The organism is Candidatus Sordicultor fermentans, from assembly GCF_012728195.1.
In the GTDB taxonomy this organism is placed as follows: domain Bacteria; phylum Atribacterota; class Atribacteria; order Atribacterales; family Caldatribacteriaceae; genus Sordicultor; species Sordicultor fermentans.
The window spans coordinates 1-20,651 of sequence record NZ_JAAYFP010000211.1 but is presented as its reverse complement, the minus strand read 5'-3'; the positions used below and the strand labels follow the sequence as shown (position 1 = coordinate 20,651).

Sequence of the window (20,651 nt, the reverse complement as noted above, 5' to 3'; positions counted from 1 at the left end):
AACAGATTTGGAAATTAATTGTAAATAGGGTAATAAAAATATTTAATGTGGGGTATTAATGATGACCATCAAAAAAATCTATGACTTGATTTGTAGAGGGGAAGAAATAGTAGCTGGAGCTTTTATGGTTGCGATTATGGTAATAGTCTTTGCTGCAGGGTTTGGGAGAACTATTGGTTATCCCATTCAATGGGGGATGGAAATGTCTACTTTTCTTTTTGCCTGGGTGGTCTTTTTAAGTGCCGATGCTGCCTGGAGAAAAAACAAACACGTGAGTGTGGAGGTTCTTGTCAGCAAGCTTCCAACAAAACTCCAGTACTATATTACCTTATTTAATCACTGTCTTATTTTTGGATTTTTATTGCTTTTGGTTGGGTATGGCATCCCCCTTTGCTATCACACCAGATTTCGGACTTTTCAGGGTATTCCGGGATTTAGCTATATGTGGGCTACTCTTAGTGTGCCGGTGGGTAGTGCCCTTTTGTCAATAACGGCTGTTTTAAAGATAAGAGAACTTGTAAAGCATGGGAAAGTCGTGATTTTTGAAACCGGGAATGATGGAGATATGGATATAGATATATAGCAATATACTATTGTTTCTTACTGATAAGGAGGAAAAAACATGGCGTTGGTATTAATTGTGTTTCTTGTTCTCTTGTTGTTGGGCATGCCGGTAGCTTTCGCCATAGGTATTTCAGGATTTTTGTTTTTTGTTCAGCAGCCGGCATTGCCGCTAACCATGCCGGTTCAGCTTATTCTATCTGGAACCCAGAGTTTTTCTCTGCTGGCAATACCAATGTTTATCTTTGCCGGTAACCTGCTAAACAACACTGGAATAACCAGTCGGCTGGTGCAATTTGCCTCAGTACTTACCGGTCATATGCGGGGTGGTCTAGCTCAAACCAGTGTAGTATTAAGTACTCTGATGGGAGGAGTTACAGGTTCGGCCATCGCTGATGCTTCTATGGAGGCAAGGATATTAGGTCCAGCGATGACTAAACGTGGTTATGATCGGGCATATTCAGCCGTAGTGCATGGTTTTACTTCTCTAATAACTATAGCCATTCCACCGGGGATTGGACTTGTGTTATATGGGAGTATTGGTGAAGTTTCCATAGGGCGACTGTTTGCCGGGGGTATTTTACCCGGACTGTTAATGGCGGCCTTGTTTATGATAGTGGTCTCCATTACTTCGGGTAAAAAAGGTTATCTTCCCGAGCGAGAAAAAAGAGCTTCTGCAAAAGAAATTATACCAGCTTTTATTAGTAGTCTCTGGGCAATATTTTTCCCGATTTTTCTTTTGGTAGCTTTGCGGTTTGGGTTTTTAATTCCTTCAGAAGCGGGTGCTTTTGCCTCAGTATATGCTCTGGCTGTCGGCTTGATAGCCTATCGGGAGCTTACCTGGAAAAAATTTCTTTCTGCTGTTAAATATACCATAATGGATGTGGGTATGATTATGCTTTTGATCGCCTTATCATCTCTGGTTAGTTATGGTATGACCTGGGAGATGATACCCCAGACTCTCTCCCAGCTTTTGCTGGGGATTAGTGAAAATCCTTATGTAATTACTGGTCTAATTGTGCTGATGCTTTTGGTGCTGGGTATGTTTATAGACTCAACAGTTCTGATTTTATTGCTCACTTCAATATTGGTGCCCGTAATGAAACAAATAGGGATGGACCTGGTTCACTTTGGAGTTTTGATGGTGATAACTTGTGCCACAGGACTTTTAACTCCTCCAGTTGGTTTAGTCATGTATTCTGTTTGTTCCGTTATGGGATGTTCTCTGGAGGATTATATAAGGGAATGCTGGCCCTTTTTAATAGCTATGTTTATTTTGATTGCTCTTATGTTATTCTTTCCTCAAATTATTTTATTCATTCCCAACTTAATATTTGGTAAAGCGTAGACGAAGATTTTTCAGGAGGTATGGTTTATGGAAGGAAAGGTAGCAATTGTTACCGGTGGTGCTTCTGGTATCGGCAAAGCTATTGCTGACCGCTTAGCTGATAGGGGATATACGGTTGTAGTATGTGATATTAATGAAGAAAAAGGAAGGGCCCTGGAGAAGGTCAGTAACAAGGTTAAGGGAACTTATGTTTTCAAATATTGTAATGTGGGTGAAGAAGAAGATTTTAGAAGAGTAGTAGAAGAAGTTGAAAGAGAATACGGGGGAATTTCAGTGCTGGTTAACAACGCTGGTATCATCAGAAGACGAAAAGGAGAAGAAATCAAAATATCTGACTGGGACGATGTTTTTAAGATTAATACTCGTGGTGCTTTTATTTTCTGCAAATACGTTTCTGAAGTTATGAAAAAACAGAAAAGTGGCCGAATAATAAATATTTCTTCTGTGGCCAGCAAAATGGGTGATATTACCTCAGCTCCTGGATATGGTCCTTCTAAGGCGGCAGTAAACGGCCTTACCAAAACTTTTGCCCGGGAGTTAGCCCCCTATAATATAACGGTAAATGCTGTTGCCCCTCACGCCATTGAAACTGAAATGAGCGCTGAGTGGTCAGAGGAGATGAGGCAGAAAATCATTTCTGAAATCCCCCTCAAAAGGTTAGGTCAACCATCTGAAGTGGCAGCAGTTGTGGAGTTTTTGGTTTCTGACGAGGCTGGTTTTATTACCGGAGAGATAATCGACGTTAATGGCGGCTTTTTAATGGATTAGGGAAATTAAAAGAGGTGATAACAAATAATGAAGGTAAATTTCGATTTGAAAGGGAAAGCAGCTGTTATAACTGGTGGTGGCGGAATTCTTTGCAGTGAAATGGCTCGTGGTTTAGCTTCATGGGGAGTTCAGGTAGCAGTTCTGGATATCAGAGAGGATTCAGCATTGAAAGTAGCGAAAGAGATTGAGCAAAGCGGTGGTGAGGCGATAGCTATTAAAGCTGACGTATTGAATAAAAACTCCCTTTTGGAAGCTCGCTCAAGAGTGTTAGAAGAATACGGCAAGATAGATATTTTAATTAACGGGGCGGGTGGTAACAGAAAAGAAGCCACGACCAGTGAAGAGCAAAGTTTTTTTGACCTTCCAGAAGATGCTCTGCAGTGGGTATTCAATCTGAATTTTCTGGGTTCAGTCCTTGCTTCTCAGGTTTTTGGAGAAGCTATGGTGGAAAATAAAACTGGCTCAATTATCAACATATCTTCCATGGCTGCCTTTAGGCCTTTGACTAAAACAATTGCTTATTCTGCAGCCAAGGCAGCCGTTACTAACTTTACTCAATGGTTGGCGGTTCATCTTAATCAAAACTATTCTAAGAATTTGCGGGTTAATGCTATCGCTCCTGGTTTTCTTATCACTGAACAAAATAGATATTTATTAATCGATGAGAGAACTGGTGAGGAAACAGAAAGGGGGCGGAGAATTAAAGACCATACCCCTATGGGACGCTATGGAGAGCCACAAGAATTAGTAGGGGCGGTTATCTGGCTTTGCTCAGAAGCAGCCTCTTTTGTGAACGGGGCAGTTATTCCCATAGACGGAGGATTTTCGGCTTATTCAGGAGTTTAAGAGGTTGGAAGAAGGCCCAAAAAGTAGAGAGATTGATAGAAGTGAGATGGGGTTTTGGTCAATGGCTTATTTAGATTTGTGCTAACAGTTTGTTTACCGGTATCAGAAAAAAATACTAAATAGGCTTTGATTACCATTGCCTCATTTTCTTAAGATGTATGAAGTTGAATTTGAGAGGAGGATAAATCGTAAATTGAAACTTGTAAAAGATAGCATCAGCGAGCAGATATACTCTATAATAAAAGAGGAAATACTGCTTGCTAAGCGAAAGCCAGGAGAACAAATTAATCCCCGAAAGCTGGCCGATGAATTTGAAACTAGTGTTATGCCCATAAGGGATGCCTTAAATCAGTTAGCTAATGAAGGGTTAGTGATCCGTAAGCCCCGGGTTGGCTTTTTTGTTCGTTCTTTTACCCCAAAAGAAGCAAAGGACCTTATGGAGGTGCGGAAACTTTACGAGCTTTATTGTTTAGAGAAGTACTTTGATAAAATAGATCGTAAAAAATTGTCAGATTATTTAGATAGATCTTTAGAAAAGATAGACATTTCTTATAAGGACCGAGAATTTGATGAACTGGATGAGAATATCCACGATTTAATTGTTAAAGCTTCAAATAACTCGTGGCTAATAAACGGTTATAATAGCATTAAAAACTATATTGTTGTTCTCAAACACCTAGATACCGGTCAAGTTCAAGCAGCTCAAAGAGAACACATATCTTTAATCAATGCTATTCTGGACGGAGACAAAGAAAAAGCTATGAAGATTTTAGAAGAGCACATACAAAGAGTAACTGAAGAGTTAATGATGAGCCTGATTTCGCAATGATATCATGAAAGCTATACTGAGGCCCATAAGGTTTAGACATTGTTCTCCCCAATTTATGACTAAGATAGAAGCCAGGGGGTAAAGGGTGCCTATCTATTCTCTTTTTCTTTGCAGAATTATTTTGTTAACCGGAGAAGAATTGGATAAGAAACACCATTCTTTCTAAGTATGTGCTACTATCTCAAATTTAAATATCTTTATAGAGGCTTATAAAATTTCTTTTCCACTAGAGAAAAAATGATGTTATTATCTAACAACGCTGTGGCAAAAGAAGAAATCAGGTGCAAAGAATAGAAATCACTGGGTTTTTGGTGACTATAAAGAAAGAATTTTCAAGTAGCCTTCGTAGACGTTGACAGCACCTTTCTTAGGAAATATAATAAATGTGTGGCCCAATCGAATAGTGGTTAGTTCAGCGGGCTCTCAATCCGCAAGCCGGGGTTCAATTCCCCGTTGGGCCACCAAAGGCTTCACAGAGCTTTTTCGCAGCTTCCTCACTCTCTCTAAAAAACTTCTGAGTCCGACGACTATAAATCTACTTCCAGAGAGAGAGGCGGTTGTTTATGAGTAAAGTATAAGTTTTAAATGATTCTATTGGCATTCTTGTCTTTTGCGGTAAAACAGTTATAATATTCTATGGAGTGGCGGTGTAGCTCAGATGGTCAGAGCATCCGGCTCATACCCGGAGTGCCAGGGTTCGAATCCCCGCACCGCCACCAATAACAGATTTTGATCCTAATGACGAGTGCACTCTTTAGTAAGCAAGGTTAGAAAGTTTATTGTTAAGTATTCCCTTATTTCTCCTGGAGACAAAGTATTAGTGGCTTTCTCTGGAGGTCCTGATTCTACTGCTCTCTCTCAAATTCTTCTTTATCTCCGGGAGATTATTGGCTTTGAGATGGCTTTGTTTCACCTCAATCATGGCCTGCGAGGGGAAGAAGCAAGGCGAGATGAGAATTTTTGCATCTCCTGGGCCAAGGACAAGGGAGTGCCTATTTTTGTGGAAAGACAAGATGTAATGAGTGAGAAGACCGCTCAGCGCCTCTCTTTAGAGGAAGCTGCCCGGGTAGTTCGTTATCAGATGATGAGAGAAGTAGCTCAGGTTTGGGGGGCAAGTAAAATTGCTTTAGGACATACTATGGATGACCAGGGAGAAACCGTTCTTCTTAACGTCTTTCGAGGTACGGGTCTCCAGGGTTTACAAGGTATGAAATTTAAAAATGATATTTTTATTCGTCCTTTACTGGCGGTGAGGAGAGAGGAAATATTAGAATTTCTAGAAGAGGAAGGTATTCCTTTTGTTGAAGACAGTTCTAATCGGGATGTTTCTTTTTTGAGGAATCGACTGCGAAATTTAATTCCTGTTTTAGAAAAGGAATTTAATCCTCAGCTTATTCCGGCTCTGTTTCGTTTATCTCTTAATGCTCAAAAAGAAGAAGCTTCAGAACCCGAAGTAACCGTTCCCATAGAGAAAAAAGGAGCGCTGAGCAGAACGCCTCTTTCCTATTTTAAAGATGTTTCTTCCCCAGAATTGCTTAAGTTAGTTCGTTCTTTTATTAAAGAAGCTCGAGGTAATCTGTGGGATATAAGTCGGGGACAAATTGAAGAAGTGGCTAATTTGCTGAAGAAAGGAAAAGGAGAGACATCGCTGCCGGGAGAATTCAAAGTTTTTATAAGGGATGGATATCTCTGGGCTTCTCCTGGTTCATTTTTCCTGGCTGATGTTCCTATGTGGTCTTTTCCTCTTCAACTTCCTGGTGAGAACTTTTTTCCCGATTTGGGAATAGCTATTAGAGGAAATTGGAAAGGAGAGGAGAGAAAAAAAACGCTTCAGTTTGTTGATTGGGATTTTGAGAAATGTTGTCCTCCTTTCCAGGTTCGGAATTTTCGAAATGGAGATAGAATCTGGCAAGGAGGCAAAGAGATAAAGGTTAAAGAGCTTTTTTCCCGACAGGGGATAGTGAGAGAATGGAGGAAGTTAATCCCCTTCATCTGTGATAGGGAAAAGATACTATGGATTCCTGGTTTAGCCCTTGACGAAAGAATAAGAGTTAGAGAAAATAGCAAACAGATTTTAGTGGTGTCTATTAGCTGGTTGTGAGAGGTGGCAGAGTGGAACCTTTTATTGAACAGATTTTGATTTCGGAAAAGGAAATACAGGCTAAAGTGAAAGAGCTGGGAGAGAAAATCAGTAAAGACTACCAGGGTGAGGAATTAAGAGTGGTAGGGATTTTGCGCGGTGCTTTTATTTTTATGGCTGATTTAGTACGGAATATTAAGCTTCCCTTAAGTGTTGACTTTATGTCGATTTCAAGCTATGAGGATGATTGCGAAACCACTGGAGTGGTGAGGATACTTAAAGATCTGGATAAACCTATTACTAATCGTCATACTTTAATAGTGGAAGATATTGTGGATACTGGTTTAACCCTGAAGCATCTTAAAGAGGTGCTATCCACTCGTAGCCCGGCCAGTCTAAAAGTGTGCGCTTTATTGGATAAAAAGGACAGGCGTGTAGTAAAAGACTTAGTGATAGATTACTGTGGTTTTGATATACCTAATTATTTTGTGGTGGGTTATGGTCTTGATTTTGCAGAGAAATACCGTAATTATCCTTTTATATTTGTTTTAAAACCAGAATATTATCAAAAACGGCCAGAAGCATGATTTAGCGGGGAGAGTGACGATGGGCAATTACCCTAGTGGAAGATTATATAGAAACTTGGGATTTTATCTCTTGTTTTTGATTATTATGATTTCGATGGCTACTTCTTTTATGGAGAGAGAGATTCCTCCTCAGATTTTTACTTATACTCAGTTTTTGGATGCGGTACAGAGAGGTTTGGTGGAAAAAGTAGTAATTATAAATCGTGATTTGAGCGGAGAAATGAAGGATGGTACTAAATTTGTCACCTATGTTCCTGATGACCCAAACTTAATTGCTACTTTGCGCAGTAAGAATGTGGATATTGAGGCTCGGCCACCAGCAGAGCCCTCTTGGTGGGTGAGAATATTAGGTGCTCTTCTTCCTACTGTTTTTCTCATCGTAATATGGGTTATCTTGCTCCAGCGAATGCAAGGAGGAGGAAATCGGGTTACATCATTTGCTAAAAGTAGGGCCAAAATGGTTGAGCCAGAAAAAATAAAAATTACTTTTGATGATGTAGCCGGGATCGAGGAAGTGAAAGAAGAACTGATGGAGGTAGTGGATTTTTTACGTAATCCTCGTCGTTTCCAGAAAATTGGAGCTCGGATTCCTCGGGGAGTTTTGCTTTATGGACCTCCTGGTACTGGTAAAACTTTGTTAGCTAAAGCCGTCGCTGGTGAGGCAGGAGTCCCTTTTTTCAGCATCAGTGGGTCAGATTTTGTAGAAATGTTTGTTGGAGTAGGGGCAGCTCGAGTAAGAGACCTGTTTGCCACTGCCAAAAAAAATGCTCCTTGTATAATTTTTGTAGATGAGCTGGATGCGGTGGGAAGACATAGAGGAGCAGGTTTAGGTGGTGGACACGATGAGCGAGAACAGACCTTAAACCAACTCCTTGTGGAGATGGATGGTTTTGACCCTAATGAGGGAGTTATTATAATTGCTGCTACTAACCGCCCTGATATTTTAGATCCTGCTCTTTTACGGCCGGGGAGATTCGATCGTCGTGTTGCTGTCCCTCCCCCTGATGTGGTGGGGAGAGAAGCTATCCTGCGGGTTCATATAAAGGGGAAACCTATAGATGAAGATGTAGATCTGGAGGTGCTGGCTCGTCGGACTCCTGGCTTTGTGGGAGCAGACTTAGCTAATTTAGTCAATGAAGCTGCCCTTTTTGCTGCTCGAGAGGGTAGAGAAACTATAAAAATGGAAGATTTTGAGGAAGCTATTGATAAGATTATAGCTGGTCCAGAGAGAAAACATATGGTTATTAGTGAAAAAGAAAAGCAAATTGTAGCTTACCACGAAGCTGGTCACGCTCTGGTGGCTCGAGCTTTACCTAATGCTGATCCAGTGCACAAAGTTTCCATTATCCCCCGGGGTAACATGGCTTTAGGTTATACTTTACAGCTTCCCACTGAAGATCGTTATCTCCTCAGTAAACAGGAGCTGCTGGATCGTTTAGCAGTTTTGTTGGGTGGTAGAGTGGCAGAAGAGGTAGTTTTTAAGGATGCTACAACTGGCGCTCAAGATGACTTAAAAAGAGCAACGGAGATTGCTCGAGAAATGGTTTGCGAATATGGAATGAGCGAGATTTTAGGTCCTCTCACTTTAGGGAGAAAGCACAAGGAAGTTTTTCTGGGCAGAGATATTGCTGAGGACCGCAATTATAGCGAAGAGATTGCTTACACTATTGACAAAGAAGTGAGAGCAATAATTGACCAGGCTTATGAAAAGGCCCAAGAAATTATCAATCGTTATCGGGAAAAGCTGGATCTTTTAGCTCAGAGATTGGTGGAGAAAGAAGTTCTGGAAAGAGAAGAAATAGAGCAGATTCTTGATTTTTATGAGGAAAATGAGAATTCTGCTCTGCCCCTTCAAACTCGGATTAATTCAGACCTGGCAGGAGGAGAAAAAACCGATGAAATTTAATACTTTGAGAGTTGGTCTTACGGGGGTAACTCAGGTTGTGGTGGGTGATGAGAATGCCGCTGACCATTTTGCTCCCGATATGGTTCCTGCTTTTGCTACTCCTATGTTGCTCTCCTTGATGGATAATGCTGCTCATGAAGCAGTAAAAAATCACCTTCCTGAGGGTTATGTTAGCGTGGGAACACGTTTAAGTATTTCTCATGTTGCTGCTACTCCCAAAGGCATGCAGGTTACTGCACGAGCAACTCTTGTGGAGATCCACCGGAATCGCTTAATCTTTGAGGCAGAGGCTTTCGACGAGGTGGAAAAAGTGGGAGAAGGAAGATTAGAAAGATTTGTAGTGAATCGAGATTCTTTCTTAAAAAAGTTAGAGTCTAAGCTGGATTTTATTAAAGGTTTGACGACAGAATAGCCGGGGTAGATCTTATGCGACAGTTTGCTGTGTTTGGCCTGGGCATCTTTGGAAGTAGTATTGCTATTGCCCTTCATGAACAGGGTTTCATTGTCTTGGGGGTAGATATCGAAGAAGAGCCGGTTAAAGAATTAGCGGGTAAAATCACCGAAGTAGTTCAGGCTGATACTACTGACGAAAAAGTTTTGGAAGCCCTGGGAGTGAGAAATTTTGACGTAGCCATAGTGAGTATTGGTAATGACATTCAATCTAGTGTACTCACTACTTTGGCAGTTAAAGAACTGGGAATACCCTTGGTCATATCCCGAGCTATTAATGAAATGCATGGGAAAATTCTTCATAAAATTGGTGCTGACCGGGTTATATTTCCTGAGCAGGATACCGCTATACGGGTGGCGAAAACCCTGGCTTTCCCCTATGCTATTAGAAGCGAAGAGCTATTTCCAGGACATAATATTATTGAGTCTCAAGTGCCTCCTTCTCTTTATGGGTTTACATTAGCTAAGGCTCAATTGAGAACTCGCTATGGTATTACTGTGATAGCCATAAAGCGTGGGGAAAACTATATCGTATCACCAAACGCTACGGAAAGCTTATCAAAAGGAGATATAATTTACATCTTGGGTAGCGAGCAGCAACTTAAGAAGTTTTTTAAAGAGATGGCGGAAATTAGAAATGGAAAGGTAAAGGTGGAAGAATGAAAGCTCAACCAGAGTGTTTTTGCTGTAGCATAAGACAGGCTCAAGAAGCTACCGAGATAGCAGGAAGAGATAAAGACACCGTCTGGAAAGTTTCTCAGGAAGTTTGTGCGGTTTATTCTCGGGCTGATCGAAATTGGACTCCTGCTTATATGACTACTTTGGCTCACGATGTGACTAAAAAAATTGTGGGAATAGAAGATATATTTTATCAGTTGAAGAGAGAACATAACAAAGCAGCACTCCAGTTTTATCCTCAGCTTAAAGAATGGGTTAAAAGAGGAGATAATAGTTTAGAACGAGCAGTGAAGGTAGCTATAGCTGGAAACATAATTGATCTGGGGGTTTACCGGGAAGTAAGAGTAGAAGAAGTTTTGGAAGAGGTTAATCATGCTCAGTGGGGAAGATATGAATTTGCCTCCTGGGTAGAAGATTTGAAAAATGCTCATACTCTGATTTATGTGGGAGATAACGCTGGAGAAATAGTTTTTGATCGGATTCTTCTGGAAGAGATATCTCCGGGAAGAAAGGTATTTTTCGTGGTGAAAGGTGGCCCCATATCTAATGATGCTCTTTTAGAGGATGCTCAAGAGGCAGGTATCGATGAGATGGCAGAAATTCTAACCACCGGTCAGGCAGAGGTGGGAGTAGCTTTAGAAAGAGCACCCTCTTCTCTTCAGAAATTGTGGAAAGAAGCAGATATGATTATTGCTAAAGGACAGGGTAATTTTGAGACTTTGAGTGAAGAAGAAGGAAATATTTATTTCTTGCTCAAGGCCAAGTGCGTTCCTGTGGCTCGGGAGTTACAGGTAAAGCAAGGAGATTTAGTTTTACAAAAAAGAAAAGAAAAAATTTCTTCTTCTGAAGTTAAGGTGTATTCTAGTGGGGGGTTGGTGGTAAGAAAGAATAATGGCGAGTGGCAAATACTTTTAGTGAAAAAAAGTGATTTGGGGTTGTGGACTCTCCCCAAAGGTCATAAGGAAAAAGAAGAAAGAGAAGAAGAAACCGCCTGTCGAGAAGTGGAGGAAGAAACCGGCTATAAAGTCAAATTAGGACCTCGAGTGGGGGATATTAGCTTCAGCTATGTTAGAGATCATCAGGTTTTTCGAGAAATAGCCTCTTTCTTCCTAATGGAAGTGGTAGGAAAAGGGGAAAAAGAGCAAGAAGGAGAAATTGAAGAAGCGAAATGGTTCTCTCTGGAAGAGGCTCTACAAGTCTTGAGCTATGATAATGAAAAATCTCTAATTGGTAAAGCTCTGGAGCTTTTGGAGAGGAGGTAAGTGATTCTGTCCTTTCTTTCTGCATTCTCTTTCTGAAAAATAGCTATTAAGGCTATTATTATAAAAAATTTGCGAAATTTTCGGTCTGTAGGCTGTTCAGCTCTTGCAAAATGCGTTAAAATGGAGTATAAGGAGGGATAAAGGTATCCTCCAGAAATAGAAAGAGATTTTCTTTTTAAAAACGGCATTTCTTAAACGCTAAGGAGGCTTAAATATGGAGCTCTTGAAAATATCTTCTAAAACTAGGCCGGTGTCTTTAGCTGGAGCGTTAACCGGAGTAATCAGGGAGCAGGGTAGAGCTGAGATGCAGGCAGTGGGGGCAGGAGCAGTGAATCAGGCAGTAAAGGCCATTGCTATTGCCCGGGGCTATTTAGCTCCCAGTGGTATCGATCTGGTTTGTATTCCTGCTTTTGTGGATGTGAAAATCGATGATACGGAAAAAACTGCTATCAGGTTTATAGTACTCCCCGCTTGAGGGGAAATAATAAATTAAAATAATAAGGAGGTAAGGAAAGTATGAATAAGCAGGAATTTGTCAATGCCCTTGCTGAGGAGTTGAAAAAAGAAGGAGTAGATGTTACCAAGAAGGATACAGCAAAGATTGTGGATGCATTTTTAGGAGTGATTCAGGAAGAAATTAAAAGGGGCGGTAAAGTGCAGTTAGTGGGGTTTGGGACCTTTGGAGTGAAAAAGAGAGCGGCAAGGAGGGGAAGGAATCCGCAGACCGGTAAGGAAATCCATATTCCTGAAGCTACGGTTCCCTTTTTCCGTCCGGGAAAAGGCCTTAAAGAGCTGGTTAAGGAATAAAAATAGTATTAAACTTAAGGAGGGACAAACAGTCCCTCCTTTTTTGTTTTTAGGAGAAAAATGTTTTTTGGTGATTATCATATTCATACTCCTCGCTGTGGAGATGCACAGGGTAGCTATGATGAGTATATTGAAGAGGCTTTGAGAAAAGGGCTCAGTGAGATTGGTTTTTCTGGCCATTGCCCTCAGTACTTTCTTCCTTTAGAAGAAAGGGGAAGAGAATCAGCTATTCCGGAAGAGGAATTAACTCTCTATGTCCGGGAGGTGGAATCTCTACAGGAAAAGTATCGGTCTTCTATTACCATCCGCTTGGGGTTAGAAGTAGATTTTGTTCCAGGAAAAGAAGAAGAATTACAATCCATAGTTGATTTTTATTCCTGGGATTATCTTTTGCTTTCTGTTCATTATCTTGGAACGTGGCCTTTTGATAATCCTCAATACCTTTCTGGTTACAGGGAGAGAGATATAAACGAAATTTATGAAACTTATTACCAAACCCTCATTGCCGGTATGAAAACCGGTTTTTTTAGCGCTGTTGCTCATTTTGATTTGCCTAAAAAGTTTGGTTTTCGACCTGCTGGTGAACTTAAGGGAGAGATAGAGGCTCTGCAAGTTTGTCGGGAGCAAAATTTGGTGATAGAGCTTAACACTGCTGGTCGACGCAAACCAGTAAGGGAATTTTATCCTGCAGCCCCTATTCTTGCACAAGCGCAAAAGCTGGGTCTGAATGTGTGTCTTGGTTCTGATGCTCACCGACCGGAAGAAGTGGGGGAAGATTTTAGAGAAGCTCTTGCACTTTTGTGTCGCTTAGGATTTGATCATATAGCAGGCTGGGAAAAAGGGATTGCAGTTTTACATCCTATCTCTTGAGGAGTAAAAAAGTTGAGGCTGCTCACTACTATGGTGGCTCTGGTTTTGATTTCTCCCTTTTTATATTTAGCTCTTTTAGAAAATTACCCTCATTCTTTCTGGACTAAAAACTTTATCTGGATCTATCTTTTTCTGCTCCTGATTGTTTTTCTTTCTAATCTTCAAAATAGGAGTTGATTGTGTTAAAATAGGAATGGCGAGGAGAAAAGGAGAAAAAGCCTTCCGAGTAATATTGCTTTACTCGGAAGGCTTTTTTGTTGGTAGGAGGTACATATGGAAGATTTATTAGATATCTGGCATAAGTTCCCGGTAATTGGAGCTCTGCGGACTTCTCTCTGGAAAGATATCAATGGTGAGGAGCTTTCTTTGTGTCCAGTCTTTTTCTTTCTGGAGGGGAATATATTTACTTTGCGAGAGGCGTTGAAAATTTTACCTTCTGATTTACATCTCTTTCTGCATTTAGATCTTTTTGGGGGGATAACTTCTGATGAGAGCGGGTTGCTCTTTATACGAGAAACTTTTCCTCAGATCCGAGGCATTATCTCTACCCGAGCTCGTACCTTAAATTTAGCTAAGAAAGCGGGGTTTCTTACTATTTTTCGATTATTTCTCATCGATAGTGAATCTCTGCGTACTGGTCTCCGGATAGCGCAGGAGATTTCTCCCGATGCCCTGGAAATATTGCCCGGGATTATTTTCTCTCAGGTGAGGGATTTTATTCCTGTAGAAGGTTTACCTCCTCTTATTTGTGGAGGATTTATCCGGAAGGAGAAAGAGGTGAAAGAAATAATATCCCAGGGGGCAGTTGCGGTTTCTACCAGTTGTCGGAAGTTGTGGAAAATGAACAGGAGGTAGAAAATGGGAAATTTTTTTCTAACTGTAGATTTGGGGACTACCAGCGTGAAGTTGATATGGTGGAGTGAAAAGGGAGAGAAAGTTCTAGAAGATTCCTTTCCGGTAGAACTTCGTTTTCCTTTTGAAGGAGGGGTGGAATTTGATCCGGAGATAATGGTAAAAGAATTGGTAAAAAGAATAAATCAATCGCCTTTTCCTCTTCGAGGTATGGGTATAACTAATCAGAGAGAGACTACCTTAGTGTGGGATGAAGCAGGGAAGCTGGTTTATCCTGCTATAGTGTGGCAGGATCGTCGCACTGCTACCTGGTGTGAAGCTCATCGGGAGAAAGAAGAATGGCTTTTTCAAAAAACTGGTCTTTTTCTCGACCCTTACTTTTCTCTCAGTAAATTAGTGTGGATTTTAGAAAAGGTAAAAATTTCCCGCCCTCTTCATTTTGGCACTTTAGATACCTACATTTTGTGGGTTTTATCCGGGGGAAAAATTTTCTCTACCGATTATACCAACGCTTCCCGCACTCTTATTTTTAACCTTCGCAGTTTGTGCTGGGATGAAGAAATAATAAAAGAGTTCGGTTTAGAAAAAGTTCTTTTTCCTCAGGTGGTGCCTTCTTTTCACCTCCGGGGGGAAACGCAGATTACCGCTTCTCGCATTCCTGTTTATGTGGTTTTAGGTGATCAGCAGGCTTCTTTCTTAGGCCAGGGGTGTTTTGAGAGGGGGAGCACTAAAAACACCTATGGAACGGGTTGCTTCTTGATGGCTAACTGGGGAAACGATTGGCCAGAAGATACTCAGAGGCTTTTGGTTACTTTAGCGTCTTTAGAAGAAGATAAACCTATCTTTGCCCTGGAAGCCAGCACTTTCAGCGCTGGGGTAATTATAGAGTGGCTAAAGAGAATAGAATTGATTAAAAGTTCTCAAGATATAGAAAGGATGGCAGAAAGTGCTCGTCCCTTAGAAGAGCTTCTTCTCGTTCCTGCTTTTTGTGGTCTGGGTGCTCCCTACTGGGATCCTTTTGCTCGAGGGGCTATTCTGGGATTAACTCCTCAGGTGGGTAAAGAGGAATTAGTGCGGGGAGCGCTGGAAGCTGTGGCTTTTGAGGTGGGAGACCTTATACGGATAATAGATGGGATTTCTCCAGAGGGAATAAGGGAAATATCCGTAGACGGAGGTATGAGCCAGAGCAGATATCTTTTGCAGTTTCAGGCCGATTTGAGTGGAAAAATTATCCGAGTTTTTCCAGAGAAAGAAGCTACTTCACTGGGGGTTTTCTATCTCTGGGCTAACCGATCAGGCTTTTTATCTCGGGAATTTATTGAAGAAAGGAAACAAAAGACTCTGATTTTTGAACCTCGAGGGAAAGAAAAAGAAAGGGAAAAACTATGGAAGAAATGGCAGAGAGGAATAGATAAGGTAAGGGGTTGGGCTAAGAATGAGTGAAAAGTTCGATGTAATTGTAATCGGAGGAGGAGTGGTGGGTTGTGCCATAGCCTGGTATTTAGCCCATTTTGACCTTCAGATTCTTCTTTTGGAAAAAGAATTAGACGTCTGTTCGGGAGTGAGTAAAGCTAACACCGGAATAATCCACTCCCGTAGCTACTGGACTCCCCGTACTCTAAAGGGAGAGCTACATCTGCGTTCTCTTCCCTGGATTGAGCAAGCGGAAAAAGAACTGGATATCGAGTTCTTAAAAACCGGAGCTCTGACTGTGGCTTTTTCTCGAAGCGAACTTGAATTTTTAAAAACTCTAAAAAGGAGAGGAAAAATAAAGGGAGCAGAAATTTTAACGCCTCAAGAAGCGCGTACTTTAGAGCCGATGCTAAGCGATAAAATATTTGCTGCTTATTATGACCCTGAGACTCGAGTGGCCTCTCCTTTTCAGCTTAATTTGGCTCTGGCAGAAAGTGCTTTTCTGAATGGGGTGCGTTTTATTTTTGGCCAGGAGGTAACCGGTTTTGAAAAAGAGGGAAACCATATAAGGATATTTACCAGGGAGGGAGAATATTTATCTCGCTGGGTGGTAAGTTCTGCGGGGCTATCTTCTTCTTATTTAGCTCAAAGAAGTGGAGAAAATATTCCTTCTCTTCGAGCTCTCCGGGGAGAATACCTGGTTTTGGATCGGGAATGTAAGGATTTAGTTCGTCATGTTCTTTATCCTGTTCCGGTGGGAGAGACTAAAGGAATTCTGGTTTCCCCTACCACTGATGGTAATATTTTAGTAGGGCCTAACCTTGAGGTGGCAGAGGATGAAGATACTTCCACCACAAAAGAGGGATTAAAAGAAGTAGAGGAGGGAGGGAAAAAACTGATTCCTTTCCTACCTGTTTCCCAGACTATTGCCACTTTTTCTGGATTGCGCCCTACTTCGCCAGATCGGGATTTCCATATTTTCTTCTCCTCTCGTTTTCCCTCTTTACTTCATCTTGTGGGTATTGAATCTCCGGGGCTTACTGCTTCTTTTGGTATAGCAGAATATACAGGGGATTTACTTAAAGAGAGAGGATTAAAGCTGAGTGAGAAAAGGGATTTCATCTTTCGCTCTTCTTTTCCAGTTTTTCGGAAACTTTCCTGGGAGGAGCGGAAAAAACTTATTCAAGAAGATGCTGATTGGGGAAAAATAGTTTGTCGCTGTGAGGAAGTAACAATAGCAGAGGTTAAACATGCTCTTTTATCTTCGCCGGGGGCTTCTACCCTGGATGGTTTGAAAAGAAGAGTTCGAGTAATGATGGGAAGATGCCAGGGGGGATTTTGTGGTATGCATTTGCCATTTTTAATGGCGGAAACATTAGGATTGGAAGAGAGAGAAATTGTCAAATCGGGTAAAAACTCTTTTTACTTAGGTAAAGAAACCAAAGAGGTGAGAAGTGGTGCCCCACTCTATTAAAGGAGATGTGGTAGTAATAGGAGGAGGACCAGCCGGTATGGCTGCTGCTTTATCTTCCTGGGAAGCAGGAGCAAGGTCAGTTTTTCTTCTGGAGAGAAATGAGTATTTGGGAGGAATTCTTCCTCAATGTATTCATCCTGGTTTTGGCTTGCAAATATGGGGAGAAGAGCTTACGGGACCTGAGTATGCAGAAACATTTATAGAAAAATTAAATAGAACAGGTGTAGAAGTGATGACTGATACTACTGTTTTGGAGCTATCCCCCGAGCGGGTGGTTAAAGCGGTGAACTCCGAGGGGGTTTGGGAGCTAAAGGCTGATTCGATTATCTTGAGCATGGGTTGTCGGGAAAGAACTCGGGGAATGTTGCGGATTCCTGGTCATCGCCCGGCAGGAATTTTTACTGCTGGATTAGCTCAATATCTCGTAAACATTGCTGGTTATTTACCGGGTGAGGAGATAGTGATTTTGGGTTCAGGGGACATTGGTCTCATTATGGCTCGCCGCCTTACTTTGGAAGGAGCACGGGTAAAAATGGTAGTAGAGATAAAGAATTCATTGAGTGGCCTGGTTCGCAATTATGTTCAATGTATTCAAGATTTCAATATTCCTCTTCTTTTTTCCCATACGGTAACTGAGGTGAGAGGCAAGGAAAGAGTAGAAGCGGTGATGATTAGTGAAGTGGATGAAGGTGGAAACCCTCTCTCAGGCAGTGAGAGGGAAGTAGAATGTGATACTCTTTTACTCTCTGTGGGATTAATTCCGGAAAATGAACTTTCTCGTCAGGCAAAAATTCCCCTTTCTCCCTTAACCGGAGGTCCCTGGGTGGATGAAGATTTTTCTACCGATTTAGAAGGCTTTTTTGCTTGTGGTAATGTAGTTTCTGTCTTCGATCTCGTGGATTATGTTACTTTGGTGGCAGAAAGAGCCGGTCGGGCAGCAGTTTTTCCGTCCTCTCCTCAAAAAAAATATATTTTACAAACAGGAGAAGGGGTGCATACAGTTATTCCCCAGCGAATAAGGGAAGGGAAAGACGGTTTTTTATTTATTCGGCCGCAAAAGAGCATGAGAAGTGTAACGGTATTTCTTCGATGGGAAGAAAAGATATTCTACGAAAAGAAGATATCGATTTGCCGGCCCAGTGAAATGATAAAATTGAACCTTTCGGAAATACCCTGGCCACAGGTAAAAGGAGAGATTAAAGTTGAAATTGAAGGAACAGAAATCCGAGGAATTTCTTGAACTTATTTGTATTGTTTGTCCTTTAGGTTGTAGTTTATCGGTGGTGAAAGATAACGATTGTTTCCAGGTAAAGGGGGGGTGTAAGAAGGGAGAGAGATATGCGCAGGAGGAGATGACCAATCCTCGGCGAGTGGTTACCACTACTCTTCGAATCAAAAACGGAGTGTGGCGGAGAATACCAGTACGGACTTCTTCACCTTTTCCCCGGGATAAAATTCCTGAGCTTATGAGATTTTTGAATTCTTTAGAGGTAGAAGCTCCTCAAAAGAGAGGAGATATAATGGTAAAAAATTTGCTGGGTGAAGGAGTGGATTTGGTAGTAACGAGAACTATAGAGCGAAGAGAGTAGTTACTTACTGTTCTTCTTCTGGAAAAGAAGTAGGGATGTCGAGGGGTAGGCGGAACTGCAACATGCCAATTTTTATTCGAGCAATGGGAATCATGGTTTCTGCCCCTTGTTCTTCGGCCAGTTCTAAAACCTTAGTGTACACTTTTAAGGCCTCAGGAATTTTGTTTTCCGCTTCATAAATTGAGCCTAAGAGGTTGAGAGCAGCAAGATTTTCTGGTTCTTTTTGTAAAGCTTCTATAATGGAAGAGTAAGCTCTCTCTAAGAGATTAAGTCTAAAATACCAGTTGCTTTTTTCTATTAGAAAATTTACTTCATTGGGATAAAGACCTTGAGCCTGGGTAAAAAACTTTTGCGCCTCTTCGTTTTCTCCTATCATCTCTTTTAAGCAACCAGCCATAATGTAAGGAGTAGGGCGGTCGGGAAAAATGTTTATAGCTTTCTGGATATTTTCCAAGGCTTCGTCCACTTCGCCTTCATATATTAGCCTTTCTGCCTGGGTAAGAGCGTCTAAATAACTTTGTTCTGCAGGAGGAAGGCGAAAAAAGGTGAAATAAAGAACCAGAAGAACAGCAACCACTATCCCTGCGGTGGTTATAGTCTTTTTGATTTTGCGGGATTTTCTCTCCCTCACCTTTTCATCTAACCACCACCACCATTTCTCTGGAGAAGGAGAGATTTTATCTCTTTCTGTTTTGAGAGTCTTTTTTCCTGCTATTTTGAGAAAGAGAGCAGCATTTTTGTCTAAAAGAGCATCAAAATTGCTTAATTTAGTTTCTTCTGGGTCAATGAATGCTCCTCGAGAGCGATAGTATAATAGCCCATCATGGATGGCATCTCGAAGGAAAAGGAGCTCTACTCCTTTTCCTTTCTCATCCTGGAGGTTAGCCACTCTTTTAGCATAGTCATCGATCCATTTTCTAATGGTATCTAAATCAGGAATAGTTGAAGCATTCATACTCATCTCTGCAGTAGATTATAAAAATTTCATCTAATTAGTTCCCTGGTGGTTAATAATTATCTTTTTCAAAGTCTCGGGCTCATTGGTTACTATAAATATTTCTTGAATGGCTGAGGACTTTTGAGCTAAAAGCTTTGCCCCCGTTGGAGTAAGATATTTGAAGCGTACCACAAGGCCTGATGTTGTTCCTCTGGTGCGTTTTATTTCTCCCGGGAAAATAGATTTAACAAAATCCAGAGGCTCGATCTCTTTTTCTAAGAATTCTCTCAAGCCTGGTATCATAGTGTGTTCGTATTTAATTTTTGAACTTCTGGCTCGATGTTTCATAGATAACTCTTTTTTATAATTTCTCTTAATAGTTTAGCTGTTTGTGAGAAGTAATCAACTTTTATTCAAAACTTATTCTCTTTCAACCTGATTTCTTAAGTTTTTAATTAGTCTTAAAAGTCAATTCATAGTTAACCGCAAAATTCATGGATAGGTTTGGGGATACTATAATAGAAGGATAAATTGTGCTATACTTACTCTGGCAAGGGAATTTTTTGAGGATGACTGGGTTATCTAAATAATGAAAGTTATAGCTGAAAACCGTAAAGCGAGACACATTTATACCATAGTAGAAAAGGCAGAGGCAGGGATAGAATTGCGAGGCACAGAAGTGAAATCCCTGCGTAATCATGCTGTAAATTTAGACCAGAGTTTTGCTCGAGTAAAGGGAGGAGAAATGTGGATTTATGATTTACACATTTCTCCCTATGAACATGGTAATTTATTCAACCATGACCCCAGAAGACCAAGAAGGCTTCTTCTTCACAAAAGAGAAATTCTCCGCTGGGGGTCACAAGTCGAGGCAAAAGGCATGACTATCGTTCCTCTGCGGATGTATTTTAACGACCGAGGAAAAGTTAAAGTAGAAATAGCGCTGGTGAAACCGAAAAAGATTTACGATCGGCGACAGGAAATTCAAGAAAGAGAAGAAGAAAGGAAATTAAGGAGAGCTTTTAAGGTTAAAGTTTAAGGGGGCGTCAGGGTTTCGACGGGACTCCTTGAATTAGAAGAGGCGAGTCGAGGTCTCCACCGGGGCTCGTAAAAAAGGTGGTAAAAACATAAACGCCGAAGATAATTTGGCACTTGCTGCTTAATTAAAGCAGCACACCCTTGAACTCGGTGCTCACAGAGTTCAAGCAGGTGTCAAATAGTGGGCAACCTTCTGGGAGTTCTCGGGTACCAGAAGCGAAAATACCGAGATAGTGAGTTGCTTTCCTGCCTCTGGGAAGGTAATTCACGAAACTAAAAAACAGAGGCTACACTCGTAGGCTCTTCTAACTCTCGAGTTTCGGACGCGGGTTCGACTCCCGCCGCCTCCACCAAAT

The 20,651-nt window shown here is 41.3% G+C and carries 23 protein-coding genes, 2 tRNA genes and 1 other RNA gene; 24 read left to right on the top strand and 2 right to left on the bottom strand.

Features of this window, described 5'->3' with window-relative positions; genetic code table 11:
- Nucleotides 1–58: 58 nt before the first annotated feature.
- The 22 genes from GXZ17_RS10420 to GXZ17_RS10315 all read left to right on the top strand — a co-directional run bounded on the left by GXZ17_RS10420 (nt 59) and on the right by GXZ17_RS10315 (nt 18,320).
- Nucleotides 59–583 (top strand): TRAP transporter small permease, encoded by a 525-nt coding sequence (locus tag GXZ17_RS10420; RefSeq protein WP_409377219.1) that lies wholly within the window; start codon nt 59–61, stop codon nt 581–583.
- Between the two features lie 39 nt (nt 584–622).
- Nucleotides 623–1,909 carry a TRAP transporter large permease gene (locus GXZ17_RS10415; protein ID WP_409377218.1) on the top strand — a complete coding sequence of 429 codons (1,287 nt, stop codon included), beginning with the start codon at nt 623–625 and terminating at the stop codon, nt 1,907–1,909.
- A 27-nt stretch (nt 1,910–1,936) separates the two neighbouring features.
- On the top strand, nt 1,937–2,677 hold the full coding sequence (locus GXZ17_RS10410) for an SDR family NAD(P)-dependent oxidoreductase (RefSeq protein WP_409377217.1): 741 nt from the start codon (nt 1,937–1,939) through the stop codon (nt 2,675–2,677).
- A 27-nt stretch (nt 2,678–2,704) separates the two neighbouring features.
- Complete coding sequence (locus GXZ17_RS10405) at nt 2,705–3,523, top strand: SDR family oxidoreductase (protein ID WP_409377216.1); 819 nt, start codon at nt 2,705–2,707, stop codon at nt 3,521–3,523.
- Between the two features lie 193 nt (nt 3,524–3,716).
- The gene (locus GXZ17_RS10400; RefSeq protein ID WP_409377215.1) at nt 3,717–4,352 is read left to right on the top strand and encodes a GntR family transcriptional regulator; all 636 of its coding nucleotides are present in this window, start codon (nt 3,717–3,719) and stop codon (nt 4,350–4,352) included.
- A 389-nt stretch (nt 4,353–4,741) separates the two neighbouring features.
- Nucleotides 4,742–4,816: transfer RNA gene (locus tag GXZ17_RS10395), tRNA-Glu, on the top strand.
- Between the two features lie 179 nt (nt 4,817–4,995).
- A tRNA-Met gene (locus GXZ17_RS10390) sits at nt 4,996–5,071 on the top strand.
- 101 nt (nt 5,072–5,172) lie between these two features.
- On the top strand, nt 5,173–6,453 hold the full coding sequence (gene tilS, locus GXZ17_RS10385; protein WP_409377214.1) for a tRNA lysidine(34) synthetase TilS: 1,281 nt from the start codon (nt 5,173–5,175) through the stop codon (nt 6,451–6,453).
- An 11-nt stretch (nt 6,454–6,464) separates the two neighbouring features.
- Nucleotides 6,465–7,019 (top strand): hypoxanthine phosphoribosyltransferase, encoded by a 555-nt coding sequence (gene hpt, locus GXZ17_RS10380; protein WP_409377213.1) that lies wholly within the window; start codon nt 6,465–6,467, stop codon nt 7,017–7,019.
- A gap of 19 nt (nt 7,020–7,038) precedes the next feature.
- Nucleotides 7,039–8,925 carry an ATP-dependent zinc metalloprotease FtsH gene (gene ftsH, locus GXZ17_RS10375; protein ID WP_409377212.1) on the top strand — a complete coding sequence of 629 codons (1,887 nt, stop codon included), beginning with the start codon at nt 7,039–7,041 and terminating at the stop codon, nt 8,923–8,925.
- A complete protein-coding gene (locus GXZ17_RS10370) occupies nt 8,915–9,337 on the top strand; it encodes a thioesterase family protein (RefSeq protein WP_409377211.1) in 423 nt (140 codons plus the stop codon). The genes ftsH and GXZ17_RS10370 overlap by 11 nt, the downstream gene beginning before the upstream one ends.
- Before the next feature lie 14 nt (nt 9,338–9,351).
- Nucleotides 9,352–10,038, top strand: a complete 687-nt coding sequence (locus tag GXZ17_RS10365) for a potassium channel family protein (RefSeq protein WP_409377210.1) — start codon at nt 9,352–9,354, stop codon at nt 10,036–10,038.
- A complete protein-coding gene (locus tag GXZ17_RS10360; RefSeq protein WP_409377209.1) occupies nt 10,035–11,315 on the top strand; it encodes an ARMT1-like domain-containing protein in 1,281 nt (426 codons plus the stop codon). The genes GXZ17_RS10365 and GXZ17_RS10360 overlap by 4 nt, the downstream gene beginning before the upstream one ends.
- A gap of 214 nt (nt 11,316–11,529) precedes the next feature.
- Nucleotides 11,530–11,790: a stage V sporulation protein S gene (locus tag GXZ17_RS10355; protein WP_409377208.1), complete on the top strand. Its 261-nt coding sequence runs from the start codon at nt 11,530–11,532 to the stop codon at nt 11,788–11,790.
- A gap of 41 nt (nt 11,791–11,831) precedes the next feature.
- Nucleotides 11,832–12,122 carry an HU family DNA-binding protein gene (locus GXZ17_RS10350; RefSeq protein WP_409377207.1) on the top strand — a complete coding sequence of 97 codons (291 nt, stop codon included), beginning with the start codon at nt 11,832–11,834 and terminating at the stop codon, nt 12,120–12,122.
- Between the two features lie 60 nt (nt 12,123–12,182).
- A complete protein-coding gene (gene hisJ / locus GXZ17_RS10345; RefSeq protein WP_409377206.1) occupies nt 12,183–12,992 on the top strand; it encodes a histidinol-phosphatase HisJ in 810 nt (269 codons plus the stop codon).
- A gap of 12 nt (nt 12,993–13,004) precedes the next feature.
- Nucleotides 13,005–13,169: a hypothetical protein gene (locus tag GXZ17_RS10340; RefSeq protein WP_409377205.1), complete on the top strand. Its 165-nt coding sequence runs from the start codon at nt 13,005–13,007 to the stop codon at nt 13,167–13,169.
- A 96-nt stretch (nt 13,170–13,265) separates the two neighbouring features.
- Entirely contained in the window at nt 13,266–13,847 is a 582-nt protein-coding gene (locus GXZ17_RS10335) for a glycerol-3-phosphate responsive antiterminator (protein WP_409377204.1), read from the top strand.
- A gap of 3 nt (nt 13,848–13,850) precedes the next feature.
- Nucleotides 13,851–15,287: an FGGY family carbohydrate kinase gene (locus tag GXZ17_RS10330; protein ID WP_409377203.1), complete on the top strand. Its 1,437-nt coding sequence runs from the start codon at nt 13,851–13,853 to the stop codon at nt 15,285–15,287.
- The gene (locus GXZ17_RS10325; RefSeq protein WP_409377202.1) at nt 15,280–16,731 is read left to right on the top strand and encodes an NAD(P)/FAD-dependent oxidoreductase; all 1,452 of its coding nucleotides are present in this window, start codon (nt 15,280–15,282) and stop codon (nt 16,729–16,731) included. Before GXZ17_RS10330 ends, GXZ17_RS10325 begins: the two co-directional genes overlap by 8 nt.
- Entirely contained in the window at nt 16,715–17,971 is a 1,257-nt protein-coding gene (locus GXZ17_RS10320) for an NAD(P)/FAD-dependent oxidoreductase (protein WP_409377201.1), read from the top strand. Before GXZ17_RS10325 ends, GXZ17_RS10320 begins: the two co-directional genes overlap by 17 nt.
- On the top strand, nt 17,934–18,320 hold the full coding sequence (locus GXZ17_RS10315) for a DUF1667 domain-containing protein (protein ID WP_409377200.1): 387 nt from the start codon (nt 17,934–17,936) through the stop codon (nt 18,318–18,320). The genes GXZ17_RS10320 and GXZ17_RS10315 overlap by 38 nt, the downstream gene beginning before the upstream one ends.
- A gap of 4 nt (nt 18,321–18,324) precedes the next feature.
- On the opposite strand, the gene GXZ17_RS10310 is transcribed toward GXZ17_RS10315, so the two are convergent.
- Entirely contained in the window at nt 18,325–19,275 is a 951-nt protein-coding gene (locus tag GXZ17_RS10310; RefSeq protein ID WP_409377199.1) for a tetratricopeptide repeat protein, read from the bottom strand.
- A gap of 33 nt (nt 19,276–19,308) precedes the next feature.
- On the bottom strand, nt 19,309–19,605 hold the full coding sequence (locus GXZ17_RS10305; protein ID WP_409377198.1) for a DUF2103 domain-containing protein: 297 nt from the start codon (nt 19,603–19,605) through the stop codon (nt 19,309–19,311).
- 241 nt (nt 19,606–19,846) lie between these two features.
- Here GXZ17_RS10305 and smpB point away from each other — a divergent pair, with 241 nt between their 5' ends.
- Nucleotides 19,847–20,296: an SsrA-binding protein SmpB gene (gene smpB, locus GXZ17_RS10300; protein WP_409377197.1), complete on the top strand. Its 450-nt coding sequence runs from the start codon at nt 19,847–19,849 to the stop codon at nt 20,294–20,296.
- Nucleotides 20,297–20,648: a transfer-messenger RNA gene (ssrA, locus tag GXZ17_RS10295) on the top strand.
- The last annotated feature ends 3 nt before the right edge of the window (nt 20,649–20,651 follow it).

Bases quoted from the DNA above. Each gene is read 5' to 3' on its own strand.
- GXZ17_RS10420 (WP_409377219.1), top strand. From the start codon at position 59: ATGATGACCATCAAAAAAATCTATGACTTGATTTGTAGAGGGGAAGAA.
- GXZ17_RS10415 (WP_409377218.1), top strand. From the start codon at position 623: ATGGCGTTGGTATTAATTGTGTTTCTTGTTCTCTTGTTGTTGGGCATG.
- GXZ17_RS10410 (WP_409377217.1), top strand. From the start codon at position 1,937: ATGGAAGGAAAGGTAGCAATTGTTACCGGTGGTGCTTCTGGTATCGGC.
- GXZ17_RS10405 (WP_409377216.1), top strand. From the start codon at position 2,705: ATGAAGGTAAATTTCGATTTGAAAGGGAAAGCAGCTGTTATAACTGGT.
- ftsH (WP_409377212.1), top strand. From the start codon at position 7,039: ATGGGCAATTACCCTAGTGGAAGATTATATAGAAACTTGGGATTTTAT.
- GXZ17_RS10370 (WP_409377211.1), top strand. From the start codon at position 8,915: ATGAAATTTAATACTTTGAGAGTTGGTCTTACGGGGGTAACTCAGGTT.
- GXZ17_RS10365 (WP_409377210.1), top strand. From the start codon at position 9,352: ATGCGACAGTTTGCTGTGTTTGGCCTGGGCATCTTTGGAAGTAGTATT.
- GXZ17_RS10360 (WP_409377209.1), top strand. From the start codon at position 10,035: ATGAAAGCTCAACCAGAGTGTTTTTGCTGTAGCATAAGACAGGCTCAA.
- GXZ17_RS10355 (WP_409377208.1), top strand. From the start codon at position 11,530: ATGGAGCTCTTGAAAATATCTTCTAAAACTAGGCCGGTGTCTTTAGCT.
- GXZ17_RS10350 (WP_409377207.1), top strand. From the start codon at position 11,832: ATGAATAAGCAGGAATTTGTCAATGCCCTTGCTGAGGAGTTGAAAAAA.
- hisJ (WP_409377206.1), top strand. From the start codon at position 12,183: ATGTTTTTTGGTGATTATCATATTCATACTCCTCGCTGTGGAGATGCA.
- GXZ17_RS10335 (WP_409377204.1), top strand. From the start codon at position 13,266: ATGGAAGATTTATTAGATATCTGGCATAAGTTCCCGGTAATTGGAGCT.
- GXZ17_RS10330 (WP_409377203.1), top strand. From the start codon at position 13,851: ATGGGAAATTTTTTTCTAACTGTAGATTTGGGGACTACCAGCGTGAAG.
- GXZ17_RS10325 (WP_409377202.1), top strand. From the start codon at position 15,280: ATGAGTGAAAAGTTCGATGTAATTGTAATCGGAGGAGGAGTGGTGGGT.
- GXZ17_RS10310 (WP_409377199.1), bottom strand. From the start codon at position 19,275: ATGAATGCTTCAACTATTCCTGATTTAGATACCATTAGAAAATGGATC.
- GXZ17_RS10305 (WP_409377198.1), bottom strand. From the start codon at position 19,605: ATGAAACATCGAGCCAGAAGTTCAAAAATTAAATACGAACACACTATG.
- smpB (WP_409377197.1), top strand. From the start codon at position 19,847: ATGAAAGTTATAGCTGAAAACCGTAAAGCGAGACACATTTATACCATA.